At 69.5% G+C, this 16,822-nt stretch carries 14 protein-coding genes and 2 tRNA genes; 7 read left to right on the plus strand and 9 right to left on the minus strand.

Annotated features, from left to right (window positions below):
* Positions 1–3 precede the first annotated feature (3 nt).
* From JDY09_RS00230 to JDY09_RS00240, 3 genes are all read right to left on the minus strand, one after another.
* The gene (locus JDY09_RS00230) at positions 4–1,491 is read right to left on the minus strand and encodes a sensor histidine kinase (RefSeq protein ID WP_274716812.1); all 1,488 of its coding nucleotides are present in this window, start codon (positions 1,489–1,491) and stop codon (positions 4–6) included.
* A complete protein-coding gene (locus tag JDY09_RS00235; protein ID WP_274716813.1) occupies positions 1,491–2,189 on the minus strand; it encodes a response regulator transcription factor in 699 nt (232 codons plus the stop codon). Before JDY09_RS00235 ends, JDY09_RS00230 begins: the two co-directional genes overlap by 1 nt.
* A gap of 173 nt (positions 2,190–2,362) precedes the next feature.
* On the minus strand, positions 2,363–3,559 hold the full coding sequence (locus JDY09_RS00240) for a PucR family transcriptional regulator (protein ID WP_274716814.1): 1,197 nt from the start codon (positions 3,557–3,559) through the stop codon (positions 2,363–2,365).
* 369 nt (positions 3,560–3,928) lie between these two features.
* Between JDY09_RS00240 and JDY09_RS00245 the strand changes: the two genes are divergently transcribed.
* Positions 3,929–5,329, plus strand: coding sequence for an ELWxxDGT repeat protein (locus tag JDY09_RS00245; RefSeq protein ID WP_274716815.1), 1,401 nt, complete (start codon positions 3,929–3,931; stop codon positions 5,327–5,329).
* Between the two features lie 181 nt (positions 5,330–5,510).
* Positions 5,511–7,163: a flavin-containing monooxygenase gene (locus JDY09_RS00250; protein WP_274716816.1), complete on the plus strand. Its 1,653-nt coding sequence runs from the start codon at positions 5,511–5,513 to the stop codon at positions 7,161–7,163.
* A gap of 3 nt (positions 7,164–7,166) precedes the next feature.
* Here JDY09_RS00250 and modB read toward each other — a convergent pair whose 3' ends face one another.
* The 3 genes from modB to JDY09_RS00265 form a co-directional block, all read right to left on the minus strand.
* Entirely contained in the window at positions 7,167–8,096 is a 930-nt protein-coding gene (gene modB / locus JDY09_RS00255; RefSeq protein ID WP_274716817.1) for a molybdate ABC transporter permease subunit, read from the minus strand.
* Positions 8,097–8,099: 3 nt separating this feature from the next.
* The gene (modA, locus tag JDY09_RS00260) at positions 8,100–8,774 is read right to left on the minus strand and encodes a molybdate ABC transporter substrate-binding protein (RefSeq protein ID WP_274716818.1); all 675 of its coding nucleotides are present in this window, start codon (positions 8,772–8,774) and stop codon (positions 8,100–8,102) included.
* Positions 8,775–9,182: 408 nt separating this feature from the next.
* Positions 9,183–9,255: transfer RNA gene (locus JDY09_RS00265), tRNA-Ala, on the minus strand.
* Between the two features lie 134 nt (positions 9,256–9,389).
* Here JDY09_RS00265 and JDY09_RS00270 point away from each other — a divergent pair.
* From JDY09_RS00270 to JDY09_RS00290, 5 genes are all read left to right on the plus strand, one after another.
* Positions 9,390–10,193 carry a hypothetical protein gene (locus tag JDY09_RS00270; RefSeq protein WP_274716819.1) on the plus strand — a complete coding sequence of 268 codons (804 nt, stop codon included), beginning with the start codon at positions 9,390–9,392 and terminating at the stop codon, positions 10,191–10,193.
* 445 nt (positions 10,194–10,638) lie between these two features.
* Positions 10,639–10,711: transfer RNA gene (locus JDY09_RS00275), tRNA-Ala, on the plus strand.
* 554 nt (positions 10,712–11,265) lie between these two features.
* Positions 11,266–11,778 carry a hypothetical protein gene (locus JDY09_RS00280; RefSeq protein WP_274716820.1) on the plus strand — a complete coding sequence of 171 codons (513 nt, stop codon included), beginning with the start codon at positions 11,266–11,268 and terminating at the stop codon, positions 11,776–11,778.
* A 56-nt stretch (positions 11,779–11,834) separates the two neighbouring features.
* Positions 11,835–12,191: a hypothetical protein gene (locus tag JDY09_RS00285; RefSeq protein ID WP_274716821.1), complete on the plus strand. Its 357-nt coding sequence runs from the start codon at positions 11,835–11,837 to the stop codon at positions 12,189–12,191.
* A 325-nt stretch (positions 12,192–12,516) separates the two neighbouring features.
* A complete protein-coding gene (locus JDY09_RS00290; protein WP_274716822.1) occupies positions 12,517–14,229 on the plus strand; it encodes an ELWxxDGT repeat protein in 1,713 nt (570 codons plus the stop codon).
* 76 nt (positions 14,230–14,305) lie between these two features.
* On the opposite strand, the gene JDY09_RS00295 is transcribed toward JDY09_RS00290, so the two are convergent.
* Genes JDY09_RS00295 through JDY09_RS00305 form a run of 3 tightly spaced genes read right to left on the minus strand, consistent with a single transcriptional unit; the run spans position 14,306 to position 16,800 of the window.
* Positions 14,306–14,731 carry a DUF2149 domain-containing protein gene (locus JDY09_RS00295; RefSeq protein WP_274716823.1) on the minus strand — a complete coding sequence of 142 codons (426 nt, stop codon included), beginning with the start codon at positions 14,729–14,731 and terminating at the stop codon, positions 14,306–14,308.
* Positions 14,728–15,426, minus strand: a complete 699-nt coding sequence (locus JDY09_RS00300) for a MotA/TolQ/ExbB proton channel family protein (protein ID WP_274716824.1) — start codon at positions 15,424–15,426, stop codon at positions 14,728–14,730. Before JDY09_RS00300 ends, JDY09_RS00295 begins: the two co-directional genes overlap by 4 nt.
* A gap of 54 nt (positions 15,427–15,480) precedes the next feature.
* Entirely contained in the window at positions 15,481–16,800 is a 1,320-nt protein-coding gene (locus JDY09_RS00305) for a PKD domain-containing protein (RefSeq protein WP_274716825.1), read from the minus strand.
* Positions 16,801–16,822 lie beyond the last annotated feature (22 nt).

Below are 16,822 nucleotides of genomic sequence, written 5' to 3' on the forward strand. Positions count from 1 at the left end.
GCGTCAGGGCGCGCCTGCCTCGCTGTGGTCTTCGGTGTCGCCCGGTATGTGCGTATCGCGGTCGGGCAAGCGCACGGTAAAAAGCGCCCCGCCCCCCGCCGCGTTCGTGGCGGTGACCTCGCCGCCATGCGCCTCGGCGATCGCTTTCACTATCGCGAGCCCGAGACCGGCGCCGGCGCGGCCGCGCGTGCGCCCCGGATCGGCACGCCAGAAGCGTTCAAAAAGACGCTCGGGGTCGCCGGGCGGAAGTCCAGGGCCGTAGTCGCGGACGGCGATCTCGACGGCTCCGGCGCGCCGCTGTCCTGACAGCTCGACCGGCGTTCCTGGCGGGGTGTGCGCGAGCGCATTGGCGACGAGGTTGCCGAGCAACTGCCGGAGCTCGCCGTCCGACCCGCGCACGATCAGCTCATCCGGTGCGTGTACGCGGATGTCGCGTTCCGGGGCACGCACGCGCGCGTCATCGGCGACCTCGCGCAACAGTCGCGCCAGGTCGACGCGTTCGTCGCGACGTGCGTTCGGCTCTTCGAGTCGCGCCAACGCCAGCATGTCGTCGACGAGCGAACCCATCCGCGCTGCTTCGGCGCCGATGCGCTCCATCGCCTTCGCAACCTGGTCCGGCTCGCGTGCAGCACCGAGTCGGTAGAGGTCGGCGTAGCCGCGGATCGCCGCGAGCGGCGTACGCAGCTCGTGCGAGGCGTCAGCGAGGAACTCCCGCAACCGCTGCTCCGAGCGCTCGCGCTCCCCGAGCGCCGCGGCGAGCCGGTCGACCATCCGGTCGAACGCTTGCGAGAGGCGACCGACCTCGCTGCGCGGATCGCCACCCCCCACCCGCTCCTCTAGGTGGCCGCTCGATATTCGCTCGGCAGCGGCGGTGATGCGGGCGAGCGGCCGCAGCTCGAAACGAACGACGATCCACGACGCAACACCGAGCCCCAAGAGCACGATCGCCGCCACGACGCTCTGGGCGACGAGCAGTCGGCGGAGCGCGTCGTCCGCTTCGCGCGTGGGCACAGCCGCGACGAGCAAGTTGCCGCCCGGCAAGCGCACGCTCGCGACGCGGTAGCGTCCGCTCGGCGTCTCGATCGTGGCCGTGGAGCGCGGTGTTGGCGGTTCCGGGAGTTTGGGGTAGGGGCCGCTGTCGCCGTTAGCGAAGGGGTTGAAGATCGTGCGGGCGAGAACCCGGTCGCCGTTTCGCGTTCTCACCTCGCCGTAGGTGCCGGCTGGCAGCGACGGTCCTATGGCGGGAGGAGGGGCTCCGAGCTCGAAGCGTTCACGCTTGTGATCGTCGTCGTCCGCTCGCGCAGGGAGCCTGCGATGGGTGACGATTCCCAGGTCGCGGGCGAGGGGGACAAGGGCCAAGCGCAGCTGCTCGTCGATGCGGCGGTACTGGAAGTCACGCTGCTCGACATAGGTCAGCGCGCCAGCCACGACGAGCGCCACGCCCGCGAGCGCGATCACACTGGCGACCAGGCGTGCCTGCAGCGAGCGCATCAACGGCGCGGCGGCCGCAGCGCATAGCCGACACCCCGCACGGTGTGGATCAGCGGTGGGCCGAGGGCGTGCAGCTTTTTGCGCAGGTAGCTGATGTAGGTCTCGAGAACGCGTGCGTCGCCGCCGAAGTCGTAGCGCCAGACGTGCTCGAGAATCTGGGCGCGGGTGAGCACGCGGTTGGGGTTGAGCAGCAGATAACGAAGCAAGCGGTACTCGGTGGGTGTGAGCTCGACGAGTTGGCCGCCCCTGCGCACCTCGTGCGCGTCCTCGTCCATTTCCAGATCTTCGAAGACGAGGCGACCGCCCGTCCTGTCACCCTGTCCCGACCGGCGCAGCACGGCGCGAACGCGGGCGATCAGTTCTTCGATCGAGAAAGGTTTGGTGACGTAGTCGTCGCCGCCGATCGTGAGTCCACGCACCTTGTCGGCGGTGGTGTCGCGCGCGGTTAGGAACACGATCGGTCGGCGCGAGCGCTCGGCGCCGAGTCTTTCGGCGAGCGCGAAGCCGTCGATATCGGGCAGCATCACGTCAAGCACCAACAGGTGCGGGTCGAACTCGTGCACCAGCCGAAGGGCGGTCGTGCCGTCGCCAGCGGTTTCGACGTCGAAACCCGAGTAGCGCAGTGCCATCGCCACTACGTCGGCGATGTTCGGCTCGTCGTCGACGACGAGTACGCGTAGTGGTTGCCGCTCAGCCACAGCTCGAGGATGGCGCGGCTTGCTTGGAAAAACCTGGGAGCCGTGGAGGCGAGGGGTGGGCGCGCGGCAAGCCGAGTCCGCGCCGACCGTCCGCCCTGCCGCTACCGGTTCCGCGGCCAGTGTCGTGGGCACGACGTCGCGCGCGGGCGCCGCTCTTCGCGCACCTTCCCTGGTCAAACGCGTCCGGCATCGCTCGCACCGCGCCAGTGCAGGATCTCGAGGGCGCATGCGACCTCGAGCGCGTTTTCGGCGAGCGGCCGTGGCAGCAGCGCCTCTGCGCGTGCCAGCCGCATCAGCACGGTGTTGCGGTGGCAGTGCACGAGCGCTGCGGTGCGGCTGGCGTTCGACTGCTCGCGCAGGTAGACGCGCAGCGTCTCGCGCAGCTGCTCGGGCGCGTCGGCGAGCTTGCCGAGTGTGTCGCGCACGAACTCGTCAGCGGCCGACGGGTCGGCCGCCAGCAGCGCGACGAGCCGGACCTCGTCGTAGCGAGCGACGCGCGCGGCCGAGCCGAGGCGCGACAGAACGCGTTGCGCCACGAGCGCCTGCTGGTGCGAGCGCCGGAAGCCAGCAAGTCCGCTGCCCGCGGTCCCGATCACCACGTAGACGTCGCGCAGCGCCTCACGGTGAGCGCGCAGGCGTGCCGCTGTGGGGGCTTCGCGAGCGTGGATCCAGAACCAGCGGGTCCCCTCGCTCGGAACCACGACCAAGGGTCGACCGCCGCCTGCCGCTTCGGCCAGCGCCGCGACAGCAGCGTCGAGGGCTGTCGCGCTGGTGGCGGGCGCTGTCGACCAGACCACTGCCGCGACGTGCGTGCCGGCCAGGTCGTAGCCGAGCCGGCGGCTTGTGCGGTTCGGGTCGACCGGGGCCCCTTCAAGCAGCAGCGTGACTGCAGCCAAGCGCTCGGCGTTGGTGCCGCGGCTGAGTTCGTCGCGCTCACGCAGGATCCACTCGACGGTCGCCGCGCTCGTCGCGTCGACGTAGTCGAAGATCGAACGCGCCGAAAGCCGCAACAGATCGCGCAGCTCGCCGGGATCGTCGGTGAGCGTGAAGCAGATCTCCATCCACGCCTGCCAGGCCGCGTTCTGTCCGGCCCGGTAAGGCTCGATCGCCTGCGCATCGAGTCCGCGGCGAACGAGATCGCGCACCAGCCCGCGTGCCTCCGGCCCGAGATAAGGCTCGACCGGCTCTTGCGGCTCGCGGGCGACCGACTCCGCCCAGTGCGTGATCATCGCTCGGTTGGTGCGCCGGAACGCTTCGAGGAGCACCGGATCGGCAGCGACGAGCGGGTCGTGTTCCTCGAGGGCGGCAGCCTCTACCCGCTCGAGGATGCGCTCGGACGCCTGCAGCGCTATCCGTGCACCGGCTCGCATCAGTTCGAGCGCTCGTGGAGAGGCGTCGTAGGGCGCTGTCCGGCGCGATCGGCGGACGCGACCTGGCGCTTGCCCCTGAGCCCCAAGCGGTCGCTGTGCGCTCGTCAGGTCGACGGCGCTGGCGTGCGAGCGTGCGAGATCGGGTGGGCTGTCGGCGCGCTGGCTCTCGAGGTCGCTACGGGGCTGCGCGGGAAGTCGGCGGACGGCGCGCCTCGGCGATCGCTCGGGCACGGTGCGAGATTAACCGCTAGTGAGTAGCGCCTTGCACAGCGCGCGGCGAGCCTGTATTGGTGGACGGGCGTTCCCAGACTCCTTTGCCCCCGACTCGCCTTGACGCGAGTTCATCGCCGTCTCGACGGAGGTGTGTAGATGCTGATCGGGCGTTACCTGTCTCGTGGCCGCACGATCCTTGCGCTGGCACTTGTGCTTTCGGCGTCGGTGGTTGCTGTCTCGCCGGCGACCGCGGCGCGTCCGGTGCTGGTCAAGGGGGGCTTCGCTCCCGACCCCGAGCGCGCCGGCGGGAGTGCCCGCCCGGGCGACCTCACAGCGGTCGGGCGCAGCCTTTTCTTCACCGCCTGGGATGCCGAGCACGGGCGCGAGCTTTGGTTCTCCGGCGGCCGGCCCGGTGACGCTCGGCTGGTAGCCGACATCTACCCAGGCGCGTCTTCGAGTGCACCGGCATGCCTGCGAGCAGTCCGCGGCGCCGTGTACTTCAACGCCGCCGATCCCGATCACGGTCGCGAGCTCTGGCAGAGCGACGGGACCGCTCCAGGTACGCGTCTCGTTAAGCAGTTCGGAGGAGGACCTGTAGGTATCTCCCGCGACCCCTGCGTCGTCGGAAATCTCGGGGGTACGCTGCTCGTCGCGACCGTCTACCCGAGATCCGGCGCTTTGTGGGCGAGTGACGGTAGCGCTGAGGGCACAGAGCTGCTTTTGTCGGGCAACGTTCAATCGCTCGTCACAACCGGGTCAAGCGCCCTCGCGCTGGTAAACGCAGGTATAGGGGTGACCGAGCTGTGGACGACGGACGGTACCCCCGAGGGCACTTCGCGGGTATTGACGCTCGCTAATCCGGTTACAGGTGGCTCGGCCCTTAACTTGACCGCTGCGGGCGAGCGCATCTACCTGGAGGTCAGCGATGCGGCACACGGGGCGGAGCTGTGGACGACCGACGGCACGGCGTCGGGTACACGCCTCGTAACCGACCTGCGTCCCGGTCCCGCGGGGAGCGAGCCCCACGCACTGACCCCCGCCGGCAACCGGCTCTACTTCACTGCCGATGACGGCGTCAGCGGTCGCGAGCTGTGGGCCACCGACGGGACCGCGGAGGGCACGCGTCGCGTCGCCGACCTCCGTCCGGGGCCCGCTGGCAGCGATCCCCGCCCGCTGGGAGTCGACGCTAGTGGCACGCTCTACTTCACCGCTGACGACGGCGTCCGCGGTCGCGAGCTCTGGCGCACCGACGGCAGCACCCGGGGGACGCGACTGGTCGGAGACCTGCGCCGCGGTGCGGAGGGCAGCGACCCGTTGGGGTTCGCGTCGGTGGCTGGACGCGTCTACTTCACCGCCGACGATGGCCGACGCGGTCGCGAGCTGTGGGTCGTCGACCGCCCGCGCGGCGGGCCTCGCTTGGTCGCGGACCTCGTGCCAGGCCCACGGTCGAGCGATCCGACCAGCTTGACGGTCGCGGGGCGCAGACTGTTTTTCGTCGCAGCCGACGCGGCGGGTACTTTCGGGCTCTGGCGAATCCGTCACCCACGCTGGTGGTGACAGTTAAGCCTGGCTAGGAGGCTGTCGCTAGACGTGACGGGGATCGGGGCCGCCGGCGGAAGGCCGGCGGCCCCGGCGCCTTTCCAACGGCCCCGGCGCTGTGCACTCTGCACAAACAAACGCCCGAAGTTTGTAACGTAGGACCTGTACGTCCACCAGTCCGTCTTGCGATCCTCGAGCCATGCCCGTGAACGACGCACTCGCTCCTTCGCAAAACGGCGCCGACACGCGCGCCCCTGACACCGCTACCCGCGAGCGCCCGCTCGCCCTGCCGCAGCGGCCGAAGGATGTCGATTTCGACGCGGTGATCATCGGCGCAGGCGTCTCGGGCATCGGTGCTGCCTACTACTTCCAGCGCTACCACCCGACGAAGACCTACTTGATCGTCGAGACGCGCGAGGCGATTGGCGGCACCTGGGACCTGTTCCGCTACCCCGGGATCCGCTCCGACTCCGACCTGCACACCTTCGGCTACGAGTTCAAGCCGTGGACGGGCGAGAAGGCGATCGCGGACGGGCCGTCGATCCGAGCTTACATCGAAGAGACAGCGCGCGAGTACGGGATCGATCGCAACATCCGCTTCGGTCACAAGGTCGTCGCCGCGCGGTGGTCGAGCGAGACGGCTAGCTGGACGCTCGAGCTCGAGCGCGTCGCCGATGGCGAGCGCAGCGAGGTCACCTGTCGCTGGCTTTTCGGCGCGACCGGCTACTACCGCTACGACGAGCCCTACACCCCCGAGTTCGAGGGCCGCGAACGCTTCCGCGGGCCGATCATCCATCCCCAGCACTGGCCCGAGGATTTCGACTACACGGGCAAGCGCGTCGTCGTGATCGGCAGCGGCGCCACCGCCATCACCCTCGTGCCGGCGATGGCCGACCGCGCCGAGCACGTGGTGATGCTGCAGCGCTCACCCACCTACATCCTCCCGATTCCTTCGCGAGACGAGCTCGCGAACCGGCTGCGCCGCCTGATCGGCGAGGAACGTGCCTACAAGCTTGTGCGCTACAAGAACGTGGCGCGCCAGCTCGGCTTCTATGCCTTCTGTCGGCGCTTTCCAAGAGCGGCACGAGCGCTGATCCGTTTCGTCAACAAGCAGGCGCTGCGCGGCACCGACTGCGACGTCGACGTCCACTTCCGGCCGCGCTACAACCCCTGGGACCAGCGGCTCTGCGTCGTCCCCGACGGCGATCTCTACCGCGCTATCCGTGCCGGCAAGGCGTCGATCGTCACCGATCGCATCGCCCACTTCACCGAGACCGGTATCCAGCTCGAGTCCGGCCGGCACCTCGAGTGCGACGTGATCGTCACCGCCACCGGCTTCCAGCTGTTGACGTTCGGTGGGATCGAGGTGTCGGTCGACGGCGTCACCCGTGAGCCCAGCGAGGCCGTCGTCTACAAGGGCTCGATGCTTGCCGACGTTCCCAACTTCGCCTTTGCGCTGGGGTACACGAACGCGTCGTGGACCCTGAAGGTCGACCTCGTCTGGGACCACTACTGCCGGCTTATCCGCTGGACCGAGAGCCGCGGCTACGACGCGGTGGTGCCGCGCCTGCCGAAGAGCGGCATCGGGTTCCGGCCGCTGCTCGATTTCCAGGCCGGGTACGTGCTGCGCTCTCTCGACCGCTTGCCCAAGCAGGGCGATCGCGCACCCTGGTATCTGGCGATGAACTACTTCAAGGATCGCCGCTACCTGCGCAAGGGCCCGGTCGTCGACGAGGCGCTCGAGTTTTTCTCGGCGCGCGGAGAGCGAGCGGGGACTCCTGCGGACGCCCCGACGGAGGTCGGGGAAGCGCGGAAGGTGTCGCCCGAGCCGGTGGCTGACGCAGTCGCCTAGAGCTCAGCCTTCCGTGACGCGCGCCGGGCGAGCCCGGGCGGTGTGGAACTTCGCGGCAGCAAGAAGCGCTGCGGCGAGCGCGAGCAGGGCGACCGAGAGGGCGAGCGCGGACTCGGTGTCGCTCGCGAAGAGCTCGTAGATCGCAAGCGCCGCTGTCTGTGTGCTGCCGCGCAGCGAACCCGCGAACATCAGCGTCGCTCCGAACTCGCCCAGCGCCCGCGCCGCGGCGATCGCCCCGCTCGCGACGAGACCCGGCATCGCGATCGGCGTCGCCACGCGCAGGAACGCGCGCAGCTCGGAGGCTCCGAGGCTGCGTGCAGCCTCGATCAAGCGATGATCAACCTGCTCGAACGATGCGATCGCGTTGCGGACGTACAGCGGTCCCGCGACGAACGCCGACGCTACGACGACGGCGCCGAAGGTGAACGGGAGCTCGATCCCGAGCGCGCGCAACGCGCCACCGAAGAGCCCCTTGGGGCCGAACGCTGCCAAAAGCGCGAGTCCGGCGACAGCGGGCGGCAGGACGATCGGTAGCTCGACCGCGGTCAGCACCGCTCGTCTGCCGGGAAACCGGTGCGTGGCGATCACGTATGCCGCCAGGGTGCCCACCGCGATCGTCAGCGCGAGCGCGAGGCCGCTGGCGCGCAGGCTCAACCAGAGCGCCGCCACCGTTTCGCCTTCGCGCAGCGCGGCGATGACGGCGCGGGGTGGCACCGTACCGAGCAGCGCGACGAGCGGCACCAGTAGAAACACGGCGACCGCAGCGCAGCACGCTCCGGTCGCAACGAGGAAGCCCACGTGTGCGATCGCGCGCGACGAGACGGGGCGCGTCCCGGTAACCGGGCGCGTCGCCTCGCGAGCGGAGTGGCCGGCGATCGTCGGTCCGCTTCCCGCGACTGCGAAGCTCGCTCGGTGCGGGCGCCATCCGCGCATCTTCTAGCCCCGGGTCGGTGGCGGCCCGAATCCGGCCCGACGCAGGGCGCGCTGGCAGCCCCCGGCACGCAGGTCACGCAAGAACGAGCGGGCAAGACGCGGCGCATGCGGCCGCGCTGCGACGCCGGCGGCGTAGACCACCTGCGGCTCGAGCGAACGCGGCAGTCTCAGCGCGGCGAGTTTGCCCCGGGTAGCACGGACATCTGTGATGTAGATGAAGCCCGCGTCGGCCGCGCCGGCGAGGAGTTTGCCGACCGTGCTCTTCACGTCTGGCTCGTTTGAGCGGACGTTGGCGAGGATCGCTCGACGCGTCGCCGCTGGCAGGCGCGCGAGCACCGCTCGCGCGTAAGCGCCGTGGGGGACTGACGGCGTGCCAAGCACCATCTTCACGTCCCTTCGTGCAAGGTCGGCGAGCGCGCGTATCGGCGACTCGGGGCGTGTGGCGACGACCAGCTCGTTCGTGGCGAAGGGGACGGGGCGGCCGAGATGTCGCTCGCTGTGGAGAGCGCGCGGCAGCGTCGTGTTGGCGGCGGCGTAGACGTCGATTCGCGCGCCTTGGCGAATCTGTACCGCCAGCTCGTCGGAGCCCGCGAACGCGAGCTCCACCCGCACCCCCGCTTGGCGTGCGAAGCGGGGAGCGCAACTTGCGAGCGCTCCCTTCGTCGACGCTGCCGCCATCACGACGAGCCGCTGCCCGCCGGCGGACGACGGCCCCGGGGTGCCCGCCGGCGTCGACTTCGAGGCGCCAGCGCAGCTGCTCGTCGCCGTGCTCGCGATGGCAAGTGCCGCGAGAGGCAGCGCCGCCGAGCGCTTTCCTCGTCGCTGCCGATTTGCGTGCATGCGAGCAAGCGTCACGGAGCCACGCCTCTACCGGATCCGACACGGTGGCGAGCGGCGAAGGCGACGTTTCATCACTGCGGCGAACGCGGTCGCTTGCTGAGCGACCTCGCGGTCGCCGGTGGCCGCTGGCAGGGCGACGACGAGCCCGCCAGCGGTCACCTCATGACCGGCGCGGAAGTCGCCCTCTCCGGCTCGGACGCCCGGATGCCCGTCAGCCTGACCGGGCGAGCGAGGGTGCGGTCGCAGTGGAGCTAGCCGGACTCGAACCGGCGACCTCCTGGGTGCGATCCAGGCGCTCTCCCAACTGAGCTATAGCCCCACGCTGTGCGGAGCTCCGCGAACGCGGAGGCGCATCGACGGCCAATGGTAGCGCCAGCGGTCATGCCCGGGCCGCCGCTCAACTCGCCGGGCATCGGCGCCGTGCGCCGCCGCCGCGGGTAAGGTACGAGGGCGATGGGCCTGCTCGAGGACGCAATCCGCGAGCACCTCGAACTGAAGCGCAAGCACGGGGCGAGCGAAGAGGAGATCCGGCGCAAGGAGGCCGAAGCGTTCGGTCCCCTCGGACTCGGTGGCGGCACTCACGGGCTCCCAGCGCGAGGCGGCGAGAGTGCGCGAGCGGACGCCGAGCCTGCGCAAGCTGCGATCGACACGCCACCAGAGCAAGCGAGCGCTCGGGGCGAACTCTCGAACCGCTCGCCGGAGCGCCCGGAACCTGCGGCGAGCGTATCCGCAGGCGGGTCGGCGGATGCAAACGCGAGTGTGTCCGAGGCAGCGAGCGACGATCCGTTGGCGAGCGAATTTTCCGAGCCGGGCGAAACTCGCGATCAGCGTTCGTCCGCCGCTGCGCCGACAGACGACCCGCCCGTGCTGCGCGACAGCCCGCCCGTTCCCGCCGAGAACACGGCTGCAGTAGACCCCGTGAGCAGCGACCGCTGGGGCGGCGACTGGGTGAGCGAGGCGGGGGTGGGCGAGCCGTTCGCGCCGCCGCGTGCCGAGCCTGCGCTCTTCGACGAGGCGCTCGTCGACGCTGGCGGCGACGCCGCCGATGCGCCACCACCGGTGCCGACGCGCGGAACGGGGGCGGAATCCCCCGGCCTGGGCGGCGCACCCACCTTCGAACCAACCGCCGCCCACGACCCGGCGGCGGACGAGGAGCGCGATCTTCTCGACGAGACGCCGGACTTCCTGCGCGACACGCCGGAGCACGATCGGCTCTGGTTCGAGCACGGCCCCCCGCGCGACTTCGATTTCGACTAGGCGACTCGCCGCGCGCCCTAAGCGCGCCGCCCCATCGGCAGAGTGCTGACGGCGGTCGGACCTGGCTGGGGCAGTGCCGTTGTGCCCGCTCCAGGCGCTCCCAGCCGGTCGCTCTGACCCCTCGGACCGAAGCGCGTGGATTTCCCCCGCCAAGCCAAGGTTTCAGTTATGTCCCAAAAAGCAACGGGGGCCGCCCGCCCCGGCAGCCCCCGTTCGGCACTTGCGGCGTCCCGATGCCGCTCTATTGACGGACCCTCCTGGCCGTCGTCCCTTCAGTTCTCGGCCGCGCAGCGAAGCGCATGAGACCTCGGCGGGCCGTAGTGGACGATCGTCGGAGCGCCGGCGCCGGCGACGTCGCCTATCGCCGAGACGCGACGGTCCCTACCGCTGCGTTATCCGGCTACCTTTCCTGTCCGACGGCGGCGTCCGAAGACGCGAAAGATCAGGGGCCATAGCTCAGCTGGAAGAGCGCCTGCTTTGCACGCAGGAGGTCGCCGGTTCGAGTCCGGCTGGCTCCACTCCCACACAGCCTGCAGATCGGTGCTTTGCGCATCGGTCTCCGCCTGCTACCACCGTTCCGGTTGAGAGTCCGCAAGCATGTGGCAAAGGCGTGGGGTTACGTGTGGTGTCCTCTCGGGGTGTTTGTCGGCGGTGAGCGGTGACTTCGTCGCCCGGCCTTGACATCTCTCTCTCTCTCTCGTTTATTGATTTGCGCCGCAAGGTTCAGTTCTGGTTTAGAGGAGGTTTTCGGTGATGGTTTCTCGCTCGCGTGCGGTTTGTGTTGCGGTGTGTGTCGGTGGTTGCCGCTGGCGGGTTCGCGGCGCAGGCGGGGGCTGGCACCGACGCTTCGGATGTGACGCCGGCGGGGGCGGTGTCGGAGCTTCGGGCGGCGGCGCCGGAGGTTTTGGCGCAGGCGCCGCGGGTTGTGGTTGGTGGAGAGACTTTTGATCCTGCGCTTCGCCGAGAAGGTTCGGGTTTCACGCTTGAGGGCGCTGGGGTTGGTGCGCGGGTGTCTGGGAGCGCTGGGGGCGGGTTTGCGCTTGAGGGTGAGGGCGAGAGCCCGGATCTTGTGGTGAGGCCGCAGGGTGTCGACCCGGGCGCTGACCCGGGGGTGCGGGCTGGTGACGCGGTTGTTTTCGCGAACACCCAGCCGGGCGCGGACCAGGTGGTGAAGGCGAACGCGCTTGGTTTGGAGACGTTCGTGCAGATCCGCGGGCCCGAGTCCCCCACCGATTACAGCTACACCGTCGTTCTGCGGGGGGTGGGGCAGCGGCTTGTGTTGCTCGACTCGGGGGCGGTCGCTATCGTCGACCCCGATGGCGACGCGGTGGCGGTCGCATCCCCACCGCAGGCCCATGATGCGAACGGCAACCCTGTGCCTGTGACAGCGAGCGTTAGCGGCAGCACCCTCACCCTGCATGTGCCCCACACCGCGGGTGACTGGGCATACCCGATCGTCGTCGACCCGTTGTGGGGGTTTCTTGCCCGTCGCTGCGCTAAGGGCGCCATCGTTGGCTGGCTTACGGTAGGCGGCTGGCGTGGAGCACTCGGTGGCTGCCTGGCTGCCACGTGTAGGCTGTGGTGATGTTGGCAGAGTGGCGTAGAGCGACCCCGGCGGGAGCCGTAGCGGCACTGTTGTTCGTGACCATAGGAATCCTTGCCGGGGTGGCTATCGGCGCTGTGCCTGCGCTCGAGCTGAACGCTGATATCAAGATCGCGGCGGCGATCGGCGCCGGGCTGCTTGCAGAGGCTCTGTTTTTGGATTTGCGCGAGCGCAACCGTTCAGCGAGCGGTGCAGCGCTTTCCACTGACGGTCGCATGCCGAGCTTGCCACGTGTTCGCCCGGCGCTCATCTACCTGCTGGCGAGCCTCGCGTTTGTTGGATGCTTGACTGTTGTGCTGCCACCCGCCTCCACCCCGCTCCCTGTCGTGGCGGGATCGGTCGCAGCTTGGCTTCTCACGCGCTCGATAGCTCGATCCCTGCGAGCTATTCAGTGAGGATGAGCACCTACGCGCGGAGGTGGAAACCATCTTGCGCGCAGCACGTCTGCAGAGAGCCGGCGATCGCTTCGAGCAGGTGTTGCAGGGCGGGCAAACAGTGTGCTAAATGAACGCCATGTCCTGCCCCCTTTTGCGGCGCGTAAGTCGTCGATCAGTCCGATCTGTCCACGTCAGCCTGCTCGCTCTCTTGACAGCGATGGCGGCTGTTCCGCCCGTCGCATCGGCCGAGCCTGCGCCCACGCTCGTTAAGGGCGGGTTGGGTCCCGCAGCTAGCGACGGGCCGCCCTGTACACCGGCCGCCTCGGTTGGTAGCACGGTCTACATGGTCTGCGATGACGGTGAGCACGGGCGGGAGCTCTGGCGAAGCGACGGCACGCCGGCGGGTACGCGTCTTGTTGCCGACATCTACCCGGGCGCTTTTGGCTCCGCACCCGACGGTTTCGTCGTCAAAGACAACACGCTGTATTTCTTCGCGACCTCGCCCGGATACGGACGGGAGCTGTGGCGGAGCGACGGCAGCGCCGCTGGCACCACGCTGGTGAAGGACATAAACCCCGGGACTGCCGATTCCTTCCCACGGGAAAGCCGCCCCCAGATCACGCGACAGGGGGCACTGCTTTTGTTCGCCGCCGACGACGGCAGCCACGGACTCGAGCTCTGGCGCAGCGACGGCACCTCGGAAGGCACCGCGCTCGTCGCCGACATCAATCCCAGCCCGGGCGGGGATAGCTCGCCCAGGCGCTTCGTTTCCTTCGATAGCGCGACTTACTTCGTTGCGTACACGCCTGATGACAAGGACGAGATTTGGCGCACCGATGGCACCGCCGAGGGAACTACTCGCTTCACCCAGTTCCCAGACCCGGATCTCAGTGGCGAAGTGAGACCGGGCTTCTCGCCGGTGGCGGTGCTTGAGCTCAAGCGTGTCGGTGACGATCTCGTCTACCTCGTCAATCTCGGCCATAAGAGTCCGTTCAGCGGGGATTTCACCGGCGTCTACTACGCGTTCGCGCGCTACGACGGCCGCGCGGGAGGGGACGTGTCCGAGCGGGCGAGCTTTTACTCATGGTTCGGCCCCCTCTCTCCGATCGACGAACCTCCATTGGTCGAGATCACCGACCTCGGGGGCGATGTTGTGGCGTTCCGCAATCCCCGCGACTTCTATGAGGCGAGCGGCGTTCGCCTCGTACGGCTACCGGCCGGGGGCAGCGCTTTCGAGGATCTGAGCGAAGATCTCAGCGGGCCGGAGAACACACTTGGTCCGGCCGGGCTAACTCCGCTCGGTAGCGACAGGCTACTTTTCATCGCTGAGGCCGGTGGCAACGGCCGTGAGCCGTGGGTTAGCAACGGTACGCCCGGCGCTACCGGTTTGCTTGCCGACATTCGCAGCGGTGCCGAAGGGAGCAACCCGACGGTGCTCGGTACTGCCGGTGGAGTCGGGTACTTCTCGGCTGACGATGGCGTGCACGGCAGGGAGCTCTGGGCGACCGACGGCACGCCCGCGAACACGCGGCTCGTGGCCGATCTCGAACCGGGAGCGAACGGTTCCTCGCCCGCTTGGGTCCGCGCCGCGGGCACAACGGTCTACTTCCTTGCTCGCACGAGCGCCGACGGCTGGGCGCTCTACCGCCTAGGTCCGCCGGCAGGCTCCGGCTCTGGAACCCAGCCGCCCCCCGCGCCGCAGCCGGGTCCGCCCTCCGGTGACAACGGGTCGCAGCCCGCGCCCGGTCCGAAGCCGCGTACGGGATGCGACCGGCGGCGCGCCAAGCTCCGCGTCACAATCATCCGCCGCGGAAACCGCAGCTACAAGGTGCGCTTGCGCCTCGTGGGCCGCGGGTGCAAGCCACGGCGTTACGAGTGTCGTGTCGCGACAGCCGCCAACGACAAGAAACGGCCCCGCTGGCGTCGGTGCAAGTCTGTTCATGTCGTCTCGCTGCGGCGCGGGGGACGGTACGTACTGCAAGTGCGCGCCGTTACCGGTGACGGCAAAGTGATCGCGCGCGCCAAAAAGGCGCTCGTTGCGTCCCACAGGCGCTGATCATCCAGCAGCGGCTTTTCGCCAATTGGGAGTTCGTGGACTCGCTGCCGCCGCGGTGGGTCGTGCTCCCTTCGCCTTAGCGCTCCGCCGCACCGCCCGCTCGTGCGGCGCCTGAGCTCTCGCGTACCAACACGAGACGGCCATCGCTTAGGCGGTAGACGCGCCCAACGGGAACGCCACGGCCCTGGGCGCGGCCGTGCGTCGGGATGATCGGCGTCGCACTGGTCGCGGTGTTCAGCGGTCGGCTCGCCCGCTCGTTCGCGCTGTTGCGGCTGCCGAGGACGAGGCCCCACAGCAAGAAGCCGAGAGCGAGGACGACACCGGCTTCGAACAGGTTCGCCACAGCGTCCAGTGGATCGCCGAGCTCGCGGTGCGGGCCGGCGCGGGCTGTGAAGGGCCGAGCGCGCGCGTCCGAGTCGAGCACCGAAGCCGGCCACAGAGGGCCGCTCCCCGCTGCCAGCGGGTCGAGCGTGGTCCGACGTCGACGGTGCTCGCCGCTCACGCGTGCCCTGCCCTCTGCTCGGTGTGGGCGGTCGTGGCGAAGGTTTCGGTCGCGACGAGGTGGCGGTTCTCGTCCGCCGGCGCTCGCGGCTCCTCTCCGCCGCTACTCGCCGCAGCTGCTCCCGCCCAGGTGGCCGCCTCCCACGCTGCCTCGAGCCGCGCCTCGTCTGCGGCGTAGAAACGGGACCTGAGCAGTGCGAGACAGAACCCGACCGTGCCACACACCACGCCAAGAACCGTCATACCGAACGCAGCCTCGAGCTCGCGCGCAAGCCCCGTCACGTCACCACGGCCCAGGCGATCGAGCGCTGGTCCCAGGGGAATCAGCGTTCCCGCAAGCCCAAGACCCGGGCCGACCCGCACGAGCAAGCGCGCCCGTTCGACACGGCTTTCGCGCTCGAGAACGAGCGCGCGGTGGTGTGCGCGCGCCGCCTGCGCGTCGCCTTGCACGACCGCGCGATAGAGCGGCTCGAGCACCCTTGGTTCCCGCGGCGGCAGTGCGCCCCGCTGCGCTGCCTCTGCGATATCGCCGAGCGATGCGCGGTTGCGCCGCTGCCACCACTCCGCGATCACGCTCCCGAGCTCGCGACAGGCGAGAAGGAGCACTGCAAACAAAAGCAGCACGACCGGTAGGCGCAACTCGCCCGCGAGGTCGCTCGCGACTGACGCGGGGTCGAAGGCAGCGACAGCGCTCACGCCAGCGCGAAGCGGTGACCCTGCGAGGAGCGGTTGCGCTGCGAGCACCACCGCCTACCGCCGGATCCGCAGCCACCGCCCGCGGCGCCCGCGCCACCCCGCGCGCACGCCGCCTCCGAACTCCCCCACCGCTCCCGCGACGGCGGCTGCCACTGCTAGCAGAGCAAACGCCGCGGCTGGGGTGAGCTGGAGCACGCCCGTGCGGGCGCTGGCGAGATCAGCTGTTGCGCCTGTGCGAAGCGCGGTGGCGAGTAGAGCAGGGGTTTCTTTGCGCAAAGAACCGTCAGCGGCGCTTCGCGCTTCGCTGTTCGTGGTCTGCTCTTGGTGGCGCCTAGCTGCGTCGTCGCCCTCCGTCACAAGCTGTCCGGCTACCCGCGTCGCGCCTGCGGGCGACCGGCGCGCAGTGGGTTTGCCCGTTGCTCGCGTCGTGCTCCTGGGTGCGGTGTTCCCGGGCGAGCCGTTTCTGCGCGCGCCGTTGCCACGTGCGGCGTTCCCTTGCTCGCTCTCGACCGCCGCGGCGCGTGCACGCCCCTTTTCCGAATCGCTTGCTGTCTGTCCGCCCTGCACAGGTCCGCTCGCCGCGCCAGAGCGTGCCGACCCGCCGCCAGCGCGCCGACCGCTAGGCGCCACCCGCCCAACAGCGACGCGCAAGGGATCACTACTGCCGGCCGCACCGTCGCTCGTCTGCGCTTCGGCGACGACCGAGTAGACGCCGCGGCGTCGAAAGGCGTGCTGCGCTTCCCTGCCAGTCGCGACGCCGCCATCACCGAACGACCAGCGCACCACGACCTCGCCACCGCTGCCGCTCCCGACCACCCGCGCTCTGAACCGGCCACGCGCGCCGGGCCGAAGGCGTGTTGGGCCGGCGATCAACACACGCAACGCTGGGCCTGGAGCAACGGTGATGCGCAGCGGCGTGTCTGGAGAGGTCAGGAAGTTGTCGCCTGCGTTAACGTCGGCGCGACCGAGCGACGGTCGCAACAGGCCAGTTTGCCGCCCGCTCACCCACACGATCGCAGCGCGGCTGTCGCTTCCCACCTGCTCACGTGTGAGGTAGAGGATCGAACCGTCGGGACGCGCGATCTCGAGGCTCGGTACGGCAGCCGGGTCGATGCCAGCAGCGCGCAACACCGTCCCGATCCGCACGCCCGAGAGTCGGACGTAGCGGACACGCCGCAGCGATCGCAGCACGAAGTCGGCGTTGGTGACGTCGTAGAGCTCGCGGAGGCGATCGTCCTCTACTACGACCGGCCGTGCCTGCCCGGGCAGCTGGATCGCCACCGACGCGCCAGCCTCAGGAGCCTCGCCAGCCAACGCCACCGCTGCGACCACAGCGAGTGCGCTCGCCCAGATACGGCCTCGGTTGCGGTGCATCGGTTACGGAAACACGCGCTCG

It is taken from the genome of Thermoleophilum album (genome assembly GCF_028867705.1).
GTDB lineage: Bacteria > Actinomycetota > Thermoleophilia > Solirubrobacterales > Thermoleophilaceae > Thermoleophilum.